Genomic DNA, 12,800 nt, shown 5'->3' on the forward strand with positions numbered 1-12,800 from the left:
TAAATGCTGCGGATATTTAAATCCCAGATCATACGAAATCCTGCTGATCATAATTTTTAGTACCTTTCTATACTTCTACTGTAGCTCAAAATTACTCTTTTCCCGGATCAAGTTTATAAATATCGGTAAAATTGGTACATCTTTCCGTAATTTGTATAAGTATTGCTATTACTAAACTATCGATTTTTGTAATTAAAGAAATATCAATTAAAATTAAATAAAAAAAATGAGCACAATTACAGTAAAAGCTTACGGAACAGAATCCAAAACTGCAGATTTGGAAGCCATGACCATTGAGAGAAGAGAGGTGACCCCTAAAGACGTAGAGATTGAAATCCTGTACTGCGGGGTCTGCCATTCAGATTTGCATACAGCAAGAAATGACTGGGGCGGATCTATGTATCCTGTGGTTCCGGGACATGAAATCGTAGGCCGGATTACCAGTGTAGGAAGCGAAGTTTCCAAATTTAAAATCGGGGACCTGGCTGCAGTAGGCTGTATGGTAGATTCCTGCGGACAGTGCGACAGCTGCAAACAGGATCTGGAACAGTACTGCCAGAATGGATTTACAGGCACGTATAATGGAAAGGATAAACATCTGGGCGGACAGACATTCGGAGGTTATTCACAGAAAGTAGTGGTTGATGAGCATTTTGTACTGAGTGTTCCTGAAAACCTTGATCTTGCTGCCGTTGCGCCTCTTCTGTGTGCAGGAATCACGACATGGTCACCGTTAAGACATTGGAATGTTGGTCCGGATTCAAAAGTTGCCGTAGTAGGATTAGGCGGTTTGGGACACATGGCCATTAAACTCGCCAAAGGACTGGGTGCCGAAGTGACTTTGTTTTCCAGAACACCGGGAAAAGCCGAAGATGCCAAAAAACTGGGAGCAGACCATGTAATTATTTCTACTGATGATTCTCAAATGAACGGCGTGCAGGGGAAATTTGATCTTATTATTGATACCGTTCCTTACGAGCATGATATCAATCCTTATATGCAGACTGTAGCTTTAGACGGAACCTTGGTTCTGGTAGGATTTGTAGGCCAGTTTGAAGAAGCCAAGCCGAGTACCGTACCCATGATTTTCCAACGCCGTTCTGTGGCAGGTTCGCTGATTGGCGGGATTGCTGAAACACAGGAAATGCTTGATTTCTGCGGAGAACACAATATTGTTTCTGATATTGAGGTAATTAAAATGGAGGACATTAATAATGCCTATGAAAGAATGCTTAAAAGCGATGTGAAATACCGCTTTGTGGTTGATATGAAGTCTTTATAAATAAGTTTCTTATAAAAAAACACTCTTCAAAACGAAGAGTGTTTTTTTATTCTAATTGTACGGGAAATACAAGGGTATTATATTATGATTTTTCTGCCCCCCAGATCATTTTGTTTTTTCTATATGATAAAGTCTCGGCGCACTTTTGTTTAGTGCGCCGAGACTTTTTGATCAAAACTAATTTCAATTCAGTTTTTTGCTTTCAGTGTTTTTTTCAACACTTTTAATTTTCCGTCAATGGGATGATTGATCGGTAAACCTAAAATTTCAGCGACCAGAGGATACACATGAACATTAGAAAACTCGTCAATAACCAGCTTATTTTTAAATGCAGGGCCCCAGGCCATAAAAGATGCTTTCATTTCAGGAACAAGCACTGGATTATACCCATGTTTCCCCGCAGAAGTTTTCCTCCCTTTCTCTAAAAATATTTTCGGAGCATTGGGTATCAATAAAATCTGTCCGATTCTGCTGTATCGGTCATCTTTCGTACTGAAATGAAGGTACCTTGGCAACTTTTTATCTAAATACACTTCATAACCATCTGTTTTACCCGCTTTTAATTCTTTATAAACGCGTTTAACCTCATCAGGATTCTTAACATAAACCCTCAATAATGTCTGTGAATTATATAAATCAAACCTGTTTTTATCAAACAGCAAAGCAGGGATTTCCAGCGGGCTCCCGCCGTCCACCTTTATCATTCCGTGATCTGAAACAAAAATAAAGTTCACATTTTTCAGTCCTAAATCATTCACCTTGTGAGCCAGATCCCCTATGGCTTTATCCACAAGGTGAACGGCATCTTCTGTTTCTTTTGTGTCCGGTCCGAAATGGTGCCCGCTTCCGTCAACTTCAGGAAAATACAGTGAAATAAAATGAGGCCTTTTATCTTCAGGCAGCTTCAGCCAACTGACCACTTTATCTACTTTTTCAGAAGGTGTAAATTTTTCATGGTAAGGATAATAATAAGCAGGCCTTGAACCTCCTGCATTGCTGGCAGAACCTACCCACATTAAGGATGCAGAAACCATCCCCTGTTTTGCAGCAAGTCCCCAAAGCGGAATTCCTCCGTACCAGCTGCCGTCTTCCGCATTTTCCCTGTTGCTCATCGCATACCCTTCTTTTCTTTTGTAATCGTAAAAGAAATTATCAATCAATCCGTGATGCGAGGGATAAAGCCCGGTGATCAGTGTCCAGTGGTTCGGGAATGTAATACTCGGATAGCCGGGAAGCATGGCTTTCGCACAGATGCCTTCACCGGAGAAATTCAAGAGATTTTCAGCATGGTATTTTTCAGCATAATCATACCGGAACCCATCCACAGAAATCATAATGACATACGGTTTTGCCTGCGCTTCGATGCTGTTGTATCGGTTGGGAATAACCACCTGGGCAGTGTCCACGTTTCCTTTTTGTGCTAAAGCTGTCAATGAAAAAATCAACAGTAAGAATTGCAATCCCTGCTTCATTATTTAAAATTTATGCAAAGGTACCGGCTGGATCCTGGAGGGAAAAATTTCACGGGTTAAAAAATCATTAAAAGTAAGCTTAAGAATATCATTAATAAAAAAGCCGCTTTTCAGCGGCCCTCATTTGTTTTATGTCTTTTTTATTCCTTAATCAGCTGTTCAAAAGAAGCAGACCCGTCTTTCAACGTAATTTCCAGATAATAATTTCCGGATTTCAGGTCAGATACATTGATCTCTTTTCCATCCATACTTATTGTTTTTACTTTTCTTCCTGTAGATTCATAAATATCAACAGATTTTACTTTATCCGCATTCCGGAAAGTAACGGTTTCTTTGGCAGGATTTGGGTAAACGATTATTTTATTTTTCTGTACAGCAACTTCACCGGTTGCAAGAACAGCTCCCATGGTAAGGATTGCATATCCCCTGTTCCCGGAATGATATCCTAATGCCTGGCTCCCCGGAGTTCTTGCATAAAAAATACTGATGTTCCCTGCTGCATTGGATAGTGCAAAATCCTCTGCTCCGCCGGCAAGTGTCCGTGTAGCTACTACAGTTCTTGTGCTTCCTGAAACAGTATTTGATATCTGTGTCCAATTCTGGGCTGCATCAGCATTTGGATTACCGAATCCGTTAAATGTATAATCCCTGTTGGCAGAGGAATTATAAATAAATCCGTCTGATCCTGAAGCCATGCCTACATTCCCGAAACCTATCCCCAGCATGGAATTACTGTCGCCGGTTAAGGTAATGGTGGCTGTGGTTGCATTGGTATCTAATTTTACCGTCATAGCAGCGGCGGACAGGTTTACTGTTCCTGATGAAAACTGGGCCCCGACTAAAGAAGCCGCAGCCATTGATAATGTAAGTAAAAGTTTTTTCATATTTTAATTTTTTAAGAGATTGATAATTTCCGTATTTTTAGACTGAAGGGCATATTCAAAAGGCGTCATGCCCTGTGAATCCTTTATGGATTTATCGGCTTTATGCTTCAGCAATAATTCCGTGAGTTCTTTATTGCCGAATTTTACAGCCCAAAATAAAGGGGTAGTTCCTGCAGCATCGGCAATATTGGGATCTGCATTCTTTCTTAACAGATGTTCTGCAAGGGTTTTATTGTATTTTACCGAAAGCCCGGCCAATGCAGTTCCTTCCTGGCTTTTGTAATTGACATTTTTTACATGGTCCATTAAAAATTCAGCTACTTCTGTATTGCCTTTGTAACATGCCAGAATAAGCGGCGAAAAACCGTTTTCATTGGTCTGATTGATGATATCAGGATCCTGTTTCATCAGTTCCTCCACTTCAGCCACGGTTCCGGTACGGGCAACATTAAAAATAGATTTTGTATTTTCCTGGGCCATTGCTGCATACACCCATAAAACAGAAATAATTAGAATCAGCTTTTTCATTGTTTTACCAGGATATAATTGTATTGTATATTCACACTTTCAGCAACTTTTTTAGTCACCATCTTAGGGATTGTCACTTTATGGTCTGCAGGCTTTACCACAAATCCTCCGGCCATATAAATTTTTCCGTCTTTTGCAGAGATCGTAGCTGTTGAAGTATATGCTTTTTCAACACCGTGAAAATTCAGGGTCCCCTGAACGGTGTACTTCTGCGGGTTGGCGGAAATCCTGGATTTATCAAAATTTACAATTTTACCTTTAAACGTGGTTTTCGGGTATTTCCCTGTTTCGGCATAGCTTTCATTGAAATGCTCTTCCATCAGCTTTGTCTTGAAATGGAAGTTTTTTACTACAGATACTGAAGCAAAGTCCCAGTTGTCTGCGTTGATCACGGCAATATTGTTGTCATCCTGTGCAAAAACATCTTCAAATAAAGGTACAGAGGCCTCAAATGATACTTTTCCCGTTTTAGCCATATATTTCTGTGCAGAAACAAAATGGGTGAACAGCAACGGAACGGCGAGTAATATTAACTTTTTCATATTATCTTTTTAGTTTTCGGTAAGCCCGTCGGCTTTCCATTTGGTAATGATGTTAATCTGTGCCGGAGACAGGCTTCCGCCCTGAGGCATTTTTACAGGATCTCCGTTCGGCCTGTTGATCCGGTCTATGATATTGTCGATATTGTTTTTTACCTGACTATAATTCGTCAGTGCCTGAGGTCCCGGAGAATGGCACATCGTACAGTTGGCATCCATAATCGGCCTGACGTCTTTGTTATAGGTTACCTGCTCCGTGACAGGCGTATTGTCTGAAATTTCTTCATAGGTCCTGCTTTCACAAGCGATTAATGAAACAGCTGATGAAATGATATACATATATTTTTTCATAATTAAAAAACTCTGTAAAGGTTAAACCCAAAGAAAATCTGTCCTTTCTCCCATTTTCCGGTGGCATTCGTCAGGTAGCCGATATCAGAATTGAGCTGGGAATTGGAAAACAACAGCTGGAATATGTGTCCCCCGGTTTCTAAATCCATCCCTAAAGACAAAGGATTTTTATAGAAACTGTGATTGTCGAAATTCACGAAATATTCTGCATTGACAGAAATTCTTTTTGAGATTTTATACCGCCCGCCCAATCCTGTAAAGAACTGGTCCTTGTTTTCAACAGCAGGTTCGTAAAGGTTTTTATGAACATACGAAGGCGTGAACTGAAGGGAAAACTTATCGCTGAACCTTCTTGAAATCAGCGCCTGGGTAAGATAGGAAAGCCGGTCGCCGAACTGAAGATGCGGATAGTTGTCTTTGCTGAGTTCTGTATTGACGGCCATAACATTATAACCGACTACATCTACCGGGAAATTTTCGCTTTGCTGTACCAGCCTGTATTTGGCACCGCCTTCAAAAGTTTTAAGATTGGTTTCCCTGGATAGGCTTAGAGAAAGCCAGTCTGTAGCACCGTAGATTACCCCCAGCTTGGTAGAGGCATCATCTAACCCGAAGAAATCCTTGAATCCTCTGCTTACATCCCCAAAACGGTGCGCCACTACGATGTACCATTCTTTTTTCGCCGTAAGCTTTGTAGATTGCCCCGTTACGATCTGGAGTGCCTTGAATGCAGGCTGGGAAATTTCGGTATTTTCGGTCTGAACCGTATCAATATCCTTCAATAGGTCGTCCTGCGCGAAAGCCAGGCCTGAAGCAAATACTGACAGAAATAAGAGAGTTTTTGTCATACACGTTACATTAGAATTGTATGGCAAACATATACACTTATTGCCTCAGAATTGTGTGATAAAAGTCACCGACTAGCTTATTTTTAACAGCCAGGCTTTTGAAATCAAGCAATACAAGATATTAATATTGCTTAATATTTTCATTTACAGGAATTTTTATCCCTTCTTTGGTCTGAACAATTTCACCTTCGTTTTCCATTTTTTTCAGGACCCTGCTTACCACTTCCCTTGAGGTTCCGAGATTCCCGGCAATTTCCCTGTGCGTAAGCTTAACGGGATGGTTCCCTGTAACAGAAATCTGCTGTTTAATGTAGTTTAAAACCCTTTTGTCCAGTTTATGAAAAACGGCGTCATTTACCATGTTCATGATATCTGAGAACCTTCTGTCATATTCATTGTAAAATAACCTGTTGATTTCGGGAAACCGGATGAGCCATGCATGGACAATGGAAACGGGGATCAGGATCACTTCAGAATCTTCTTCGGCAACAGCGTACACACGGCTTATACAGTCTGTAAAAATAGATGAAAAGGTCATCATACAGCTGTCATTAGCTTTTATATAGTAATAGACAAGCTCCCGACCGTCATTTAAAGTAAATACCCTGATAGAACCATTTATCAGAAAAGGAATAAACTTATTTTTCTGTCCGTCCCTTACGATTTCAGTTTTCGCCTTAATTTCAGTAAAGATTGCATTCTGGTCAAATTCATTTAAAAAATCAGCTCCCAAAAAGCCGAATTTATTAATAATAAACTGATTATTTACCATATTATTTGTGTTATTTTCAATAACAAAGATATACAATTGAATAATTTATATAGAATATTTTTTATCGACTAGTTTTATCTGCATAATCCGTGAAACAGAATTAATTCTCCCTTATACGGATTCCCGTAATTATCATTTCTTAAAAGAAACTATTTTTGAATTTGAACGGAGCTCTTAAAAGTGGAAAATTTCTTTAAAATAATGAGGCATTATGAATCAGAATCGAAATATACGATGATAAATATTAATTATAAAACTTTAATCTAATATGGAAAACAATATTGAAAGTGAGAATACCAACAAGATGCTAAAAGTACTTGACTGGGCTTATGACAAATCTTTAAACGGAATACCAGGATTTTCAGATCCTCTTGTAAAATTTGCAGAAACCTATATGAAAGGAAACGGCACCCTGGAAGAAAATATAAATTCATTAATCAGATGGCAAATCAGTAAAACATCCACATCCGGATTTTTAACCGGATTGGGAGGGCTTATCACCCTGCCTGTCTCGATTCCTGCAGATATTTCTACAGGTATTTATATTCATATGAGAATGATTGCAGCCATTGCGCATATCGGCGGATATGACATTAATGATGACAGAGTGAAATCATTAATTTATTTATGCCTGGTTGGCGAGCCTGTTAAAGATATTTTAAAGGATGGAGGAATAGCAATAGGCAGTAAACTGACTGTAAGTTTCTTAAAATCAATATCCGGAAAGACACTGACCAAGATCAACAGAATGGTAGGATTTAGGCTGGCCACAAAGTTCGGACAGAAAGGCATTGTAAACTTAGTAAAATTTGTACCGTTAGCAGGAGGAATAGTCGGGGCTACAGTGAATGCAGTAGGGACTAATCTTATCGGTAATATTGCTAAAAAAACCTTCATTTCAATACATGACAACCAGAAAAGCGAGACCGATTCCAATGAATCTGAAGATACCGGATTTTCTGAAGTTACCAATCTGGATTTATTAAAATTCTATTCTTACATCAATATTATAAAAGTAGACGGCATTATAAAAAAAGAAGAAATTGAAATGTTTGAAAGTGAAATTAATCACTCTTTTTTACCTGATACAATAAAACTTGACCTGATCTCTAAAGTATATGAAAAGGAAAAAACTGAAGTAGACTATTCACATTTTAAAGATAAAACAGAGGATTCATTAGAACTGCTCAGGAATTTACTGAAATTTGCTAAAATTGATAATGAGTTTCATATCCTTGAAAAAATGTTTATAAAAAACGTTGGCAAGCAAATAGGTTTTTCGGAAGAGGATATTGAGGAGCTGATTAATTCTGAAGAAGCTAATGAAGAAAAAGTATAGTAACAGTATTGAATTATCATCACTCCCTTTATTAATATCAACAAAAAATGCCTCAGCTTTCACTGAGGCATTCTTATTTATGTAAGAAAAATCTTAAGCATTTACATTGTTCCCTCCTAAAACGAAAGGCTCAACTTCCTTGATTTCCCCGAACTGCTGCTCGTAGTTGGAAATGTTCTGTTGAAGAGCAGTAAGCACTCTTTTGGCATGAAGCGGAGCAAGAATTACTCTTGAACGTACATTAGCCTGCTGTACACCCGGCATTAACTGGATGAAATCTACTACAAACTCAGACGGAGAGTGGTTTACTAACGCAAGGTTACAGTAAACTCCTGATGCTACCATCTCGTTCAGTTGGATGTTGATGTTGTTTGGATCGTTGTTTTGATTCTGGTTGTCCATTGTATAAATTATATTTTTTTGAAAATGAAATTTGAGATTGTGAAAATATAAAAATAAATTCAAATCCCAAATTTCAAATTATTAATTTTAGTTAAGATCTTCGAATTCTTTTTTAGAACCTACGATCACATTCTGATATTCTTTAAGACCTGTACCTGCAGGAATTCTGTGTCCTACAATTACGTTCTCTTTAAGACCGTTCAGCTCATCAACCTTACCTGCCACAGCGGCTTCGTTAAGAACCTTGGTGGTTTCCTGGAACGATGCTGCAGACATGAATGATTTCGTCTGAAGAGCGGCTCTTGTAATCCCCTGAAGAACAGGTGTTGCCGTAGCCGGAAGTGCTTCTCTTACTTCCACCAAAGCCTGGTCTTCACGCTTCAGCTTGGAGTTTTCGTCCCTCAGTTCTCTTGCCGTGATCATCTGTCCCGGTTTGAAGACTTTAGAATCTCCGGCTTCCATTACCACTTTAAGTCCGAACACCCTGTTGTTTTCTTCCAGGAAGTCATATTTATGTTCAAGGGCCCCTTCAAGGAACTGAGTATCACCTCCGTCAACAATAGATACTTTCGTCATCATCTGTCTTACAATGATTTCGAAGTGCTTATCATCAATCTTTACCCCCTGAAGACGGTAAACTTCCTGAATTTCATTTACCAGATATTCCTGAACCGCGGTTGGACCTTTGATTCTTAAGATATCATCCGGCGTGATGGATCCGTCTGAAAGCGGCGAACCGGCTCTTACGAAGTCATTTTCCTGAACCAGGATCTGGTTGGATAATTTAACCAGGTAAATTTTTCTTTCCCCGGTTTTAGCTTCCACGATCAGTTCACGGTTACCTCTCTTGATTTTTCCGTAAGAAACTACCCCGTCGATTTCTGTAACCACTGCCGGGTTTGAAGGGTTTCTTGCTTCAAACAATTCGGTAACTCTCGGAAGACCTCCGGTGATATCCCCTGCTTTTGCAGATTTTCTCGGGATTTTAATCAAGACCTTACCGGCCTTGATTTTCTCACCGTCGTTTACCATTAAGTGGGCTCCTACCGGTAAGTTGTATGCTTTCTGCTCAACGCCTTTGGAATCTACCACTTTTAAAGTAGGTACGGCTTTCTTGTTTCTGGATTCAGAGATTACTTTCTCTTCAAATCCGGTCTGTTCGTCAATTTCTAATTGGAATGAAATACCCTGGATGATGTCTTCATATTCTACCTTACCAGCAGTTTCTGCAATGATAACCGCATTATACGGATCCCATCTACAGATTACATCTCCTTTACTTACTTTGTCACCCGGTTTTACAGCCAGGATGGATCCGTAAGGTACGTTTGCAATCATCAACGGTGTTCTGGATTCGTTATCCGCAACCAATCTGAATTCCGTAGAACGGGAAACCACTACTTCAGCCGTGTTTCCGTTTTCATCTTCAGAAGTAATTGTTCTTACTTCATCCATTTCAACGATACCGTCTCTTCTTGCAACGATGGATGGGTTTTCTGAAACGTTACCTGCAGTACCCCCCTGGTGGAAGGTTCTCAGCGTAAGCTGGGTTCCCGGTTCCCCAATGGACTGTGCTGCAATTACTCCTACCGCTTCACCCATATGGATTACTTTACCGGTGGCTAAGTTTCTACCGTAACATTTTGCGCAGATTCCTTTCTTGGCTTCACAGGTCAACGGTGAACGAACTTCAACCGATTCCAGTGCCGCTTCTTCAATTCTCTTGGCTAATGTTTCATTAATTACCTGATCTGCTTCAGCGATTAATTCATCACTTTCAGGATCATAAATATTATGAAGGGAAACCCTACCTAAGATTCTTTCGGAGATTCTTTCAACAATCTCGTCATTTTTCTTAAGTGCAGTTACTTCTGTACCTCTCAATGTTCCGCAGTCTGCTTCTGTAACGATAACATCCTGTGCAACGTCTACCAGTCTTCTCGTTAAGTAACCGGCATCGGCCGTCTTAAGAGCGGTATCCGCAAGACCTTTACGGGCACCGTGGGTAGAGATAAAGTATTCCAAGATGGAAAGACCTTCTTTAAAGTTTGCAAGGATCGGGTTTTCAATGATCTCCGCACCGGTAGACCCGGCTTTCTGCGGTTTCGCCATCAAACCTCTCATCCCTGATAACTGACGGATCTGTTCCTTGGAACCCCTTGCCCCGGAGTCAAGCATCATGTATACAGAATTGAATCCACCCTGGTCAACTTTCATTCTGCTCATGATCATCTCCGTTAATCCTGCGTTGGTATTCGTCCAAACGTCGATTACCTGGTTATAACGCTCGGTATCGGTAATAAGCCCCATGTTATAGTTGGCTCTGATCTCGTCAACCGTTTCGATAGATGTTGCAATCATTTTCTTTTTCTCAACAGGAACTACAATGTCCCCTAATGAGAAGGAAAGACCGCCTTTGAATGCGTTTGAATACCCTAAGTCTTTCATGGCATCCAGGAACTTCACAGTTGTAGGGAAGTCTGTATCATCCAATACCCTACCGATAATGTTTCTTAATGATTTCTTGGTAAGAAGCTCATTGATATATCCTGACTGTTTAGGAACAATCTGGTTAAACAGGATTCTTCCTACAGAAGTTTCAATCAGCCTGGTAACAATTTCGCCTTCTTCTTTTACCGGAAGCCTGCATCTTACTTTAGCATTTAAAGAAACCCTGCCTTCAGCATAAGCGATTTCCGCCTCTTCAGGAGAATAGAATACAAGACCTTCGCCTTTTACTTTCATATCGTCCGTAGAGCTTAATTCTTTGGTCATGAAATAAAGACCAAGAACCATGTCCTGAGAAGGTACGGTAATAGGAGAACCGTTTGCCGGGTTCAGGATGTTCTGAGATCCCAGCATCAACAGCTGCGCTTCAAGGATCGCTTCAGGACCTAACGGTAAATGTACCGCCATCTGGTCACCGTCGAAATCGGCATTGAAGGCCGTTGTTACCAACGGGTGAAGCTGGATCGCTTTCCCTTCGATCATTTTAGGCTGGAATGCTTGGATCCCCAGTCTGTGAAGCGTAGGTGCCCTGTTCAGAAGAACCGGGTGGCCTTTCATCACATTTTCAAGGATATCATATACTACAGGCTCTTTCCTGTCAATAATTCTTTTTGCGGACTTTACTGTTTTTACAATTCCTCTTTCAATCAGTTTTCTGATGATAAACGGTTTGTAAAGCTCAGCTGCCATATCTTTAGGGATACCGCATTCGTGAAGCTGCAGGTTAGGACCTACGACAATTACCGAACGCGCCGAGTAATCCACCCTTTTCCCTAATAAGTTCTGACGGAAACGCCCCTGCTTACCTTTCAGTGAATCTGAAAGTGATTTCAACGGTCGGTTGGATTCAGATTTTACGGCTGAAGATTTTCTTGTATTATCGAACAATGAATCTACTGATTCCTGAAGCATACGCTTTTCGTTTCTTAAGATTACTTCAGGAGCTTTGATCTCCAGCAATCTCTTCAAACGGTTATTCCTGATAATTACCCTTCTGTAAAGGTCATTTAAATCGGATGTTGCGAAACGCCCTCCATCCAACGGAACCAATGGTCTCAATTCCGGCGGTATAACAGGAAGCACACGCATAATCATCCACTCCGGCTTATTGATCATCCTTGTATTGGCACCTCTCAATGCTTCTACAACGTTCAGTCTTTTTAAAGCTTCGGTTCTTCTCTGTTTGGAACCTTCGTTGTGCGCTTTATGTCTTAAATCGAAAGACAGGGCATCAAGGTCGATTCTCTTCAACAGTTCTTCTACCGCTTCAGCACCCATTTTGGCGATGAATTTGTTCGGATCTGAATCATCAAGATACTGGTTCTCCACCGGAAGTGTCTCCATGATATCCAGATATTCCTCTTCTGTCAGGAATTCCATGTTATCAAAATCGGAACCGTCTAATTTCTTGGCAATCCCCTGCTGAATCACCACATATCTTTCGTAATAGATGATCATATCCAATTTCTTGGAAGGAATTCCTAAAAGGTAACCGATTTTATTCGGTAAAGAACGGAAATACCAGATGTGAGCAATAGGAACTACCAGATTGATATGTCCGATTCTCTCTCTTCTTACTTTCTTCTCCGTAACCTCTACTCCACAACGGTCACAAACGATCCCTTTATAACGGATTCTCTTGTATTTACCACAAGCACATTCGTAATCTTTGATAGGACCGAAGATCTTTTCACAGAACAGACCGTCCCTTTCAGGCTTGTGCGTTCTGTAGTTAATGGTTTCCGGCTTTAAAACCTCTCCTCTCGAATCCTGTAAAATGGACTCCGGAGAAGCTAAACCGATGGTTATTTTATTAAATCTACTTGATTTATTTTTATTTGACATTTTTTAGATTTTAGATTTTGGATTATAAAT

Annotated in this window: 11 protein-coding genes; 2 read left to right on the forward strand and 9 right to left on the reverse strand. The window is 40.2% G+C overall.

All coding sequences use genetic code 11. The features are described 5' to 3' along the window. The first annotated feature begins 226 nt into the window (after positions 1–226). Positions 227–1,282 (forward strand): NAD(P)-dependent alcohol dehydrogenase, encoded by a 1,056-nt coding sequence (locus SD427_RS16080; RefSeq protein ID WP_320558809.1) that lies wholly within the window; start codon positions 227–229, stop codon positions 1,280–1,282. 188 nt (positions 1,283–1,470) lie between these two features. On the opposite strand, the gene SD427_RS16085 is transcribed toward SD427_RS16080, so the two are convergent. The 7 genes from SD427_RS16085 to SD427_RS16115 form a co-directional block, all read right to left on the reverse strand. Beyond that, positions 1,471–2,754, reverse strand: coding sequence for an alkaline phosphatase family protein (locus SD427_RS16085; RefSeq protein WP_320558810.1), 1,284 nt, complete (start codon positions 2,752–2,754; stop codon positions 1,471–1,473). A gap of 140 nt (positions 2,755–2,894) precedes the next feature. After that, positions 2,895–3,638, reverse strand: a complete 744-nt coding sequence (locus SD427_RS16090) for a T9SS type A sorting domain-containing protein (protein WP_320558811.1) — start codon at positions 3,636–3,638, stop codon at positions 2,895–2,897. Between the two features lie 3 nt (positions 3,639–3,641). Next, positions 3,642–4,166 carry an ankyrin repeat domain-containing protein gene (locus SD427_RS16095; RefSeq protein WP_320558812.1) on the reverse strand — a complete coding sequence of 175 codons (525 nt, stop codon included), beginning with the start codon at positions 4,164–4,166 and terminating at the stop codon, positions 3,642–3,644. Further along, entirely contained in the window at positions 4,163–4,708 is a 546-nt protein-coding gene (locus SD427_RS16100; protein ID WP_320558813.1) for a YceI family protein, read from the reverse strand. Before SD427_RS16100 ends, SD427_RS16095 begins: the two co-directional genes overlap by 4 nt. A gap of 9 nt (positions 4,709–4,717) precedes the next feature. Further along, positions 4,718–5,056, reverse strand: a complete 339-nt coding sequence (locus SD427_RS16105; protein WP_320558814.1) for a hypothetical protein — start codon at positions 5,054–5,056, stop codon at positions 4,718–4,720. 2 nt (positions 5,057–5,058) lie between these two features. Continuing rightward, on the reverse strand, positions 5,059–5,904 hold the full coding sequence (locus tag SD427_RS16110; RefSeq protein WP_320558815.1) for a DUF5777 family beta-barrel protein: 846 nt from the start codon (positions 5,902–5,904) through the stop codon (positions 5,059–5,061). Positions 5,905–6,025: 121 nt separating this feature from the next. Beyond that, a complete protein-coding gene (locus SD427_RS16115; protein WP_320558816.1) occupies positions 6,026–6,676 on the reverse strand; it encodes a Crp/Fnr family transcriptional regulator in 651 nt (216 codons plus the stop codon). 268 nt (positions 6,677–6,944) lie between these two features. Between SD427_RS16115 and SD427_RS16120 the strand changes: the two genes are divergently transcribed. Next, complete coding sequence (locus tag SD427_RS16120; RefSeq protein WP_320558817.1) at positions 6,945–8,015, forward strand: EcsC family protein; 1,071 nt, start codon at positions 6,945–6,947, stop codon at positions 8,013–8,015. A 93-nt stretch (positions 8,016–8,108) separates the two neighbouring features. Here the strand turns inward: SD427_RS16120 and SD427_RS16125 are convergent, their stop codons facing one another. Together SD427_RS16125 and rpoC are read right to left on the reverse strand one after the other, a co-directional pair. Continuing rightward, positions 8,109–8,417, reverse strand: a complete 309-nt coding sequence (locus SD427_RS16125; protein WP_320558818.1) for a DUF3467 domain-containing protein — start codon at positions 8,415–8,417, stop codon at positions 8,109–8,111. Positions 8,418–8,504: 87 nt separating this feature from the next. Beyond that, the gene (gene rpoC / locus SD427_RS16130) at positions 8,505–12,770 is read right to left on the reverse strand and encodes a DNA-directed RNA polymerase subunit beta' (protein WP_320558819.1); all 4,266 of its coding nucleotides are present in this window, start codon (positions 12,768–12,770) and stop codon (positions 8,505–8,507) included. Positions 12,771–12,800 lie beyond the last annotated feature (30 nt).

It is taken from the genome of Chryseobacterium sp. JJR-5R, assembly GCF_034047335.1.
Lineage (GTDB): Bacteria > Bacteroidota > Bacteroidia > Flavobacteriales > Weeksellaceae > Chryseobacterium.

Excerpts from the sequence above, each read along its gene's own strand:
- SD427_RS16110 (WP_320558815.1), bottom strand. The coding sequence starts at position 5,904 with ATGACAAAAACTCTCTTATTTCTGTCAGTATTTGCTTCAGGCCTGGCT.
- SD427_RS16120 (WP_320558817.1), top strand. The coding sequence starts at position 6,945 with ATGGAAAACAATATTGAAAGTGAGAATACCAACAAGATGCTAAAAGTA.
- SD427_RS16090 (WP_320558811.1), bottom strand. The coding sequence starts at position 3,638 with ATGAAAAAACTTTTACTTACATTATCAATGGCTGCGGCTTCTTTAGTC.
- rpoC (WP_320558819.1), bottom strand. The coding sequence starts at position 12,770 with ATGTCAAATAAAAATAAATCAAGTAGATTTAATAAAATAACCATCGGT.
- SD427_RS16125 (WP_320558818.1), bottom strand. The coding sequence starts at position 8,417 with ATGGACAACCAGAATCAAAACAACGATCCAAACAACATCAACATCCAA.
- SD427_RS16095 (WP_320558812.1), bottom strand. The coding sequence starts at position 4,166 with ATGAAAAAGCTGATTCTAATTATTTCTGTTTTATGGGTGTATGCAGCA.
- SD427_RS16105 (WP_320558814.1), bottom strand. The coding sequence starts at position 5,056 with ATGAAAAAATATATGTATATCATTTCATCAGCTGTTTCATTAATCGCT.
- SD427_RS16115 (WP_320558816.1), bottom strand. The coding sequence starts at position 6,676 with ATGGTAAATAATCAGTTTATTATTAATAAATTCGGCTTTTTGGGAGCT.
- SD427_RS16100 (WP_320558813.1), bottom strand. The coding sequence starts at position 4,708 with ATGAAAAAGTTAATATTACTCGCCGTTCCGTTGCTGTTCACCCATTTT.
- SD427_RS16085 (WP_320558810.1), bottom strand. The coding sequence starts at position 2,754 with ATGAAGCAGGGATTGCAATTCTTACTGTTGATTTTTTCATTGACAGCT.
- SD427_RS16080 (WP_320558809.1), top strand. The coding sequence starts at position 227 with ATGAGCACAATTACAGTAAAAGCTTACGGAACAGAATCCAAAACTGCA.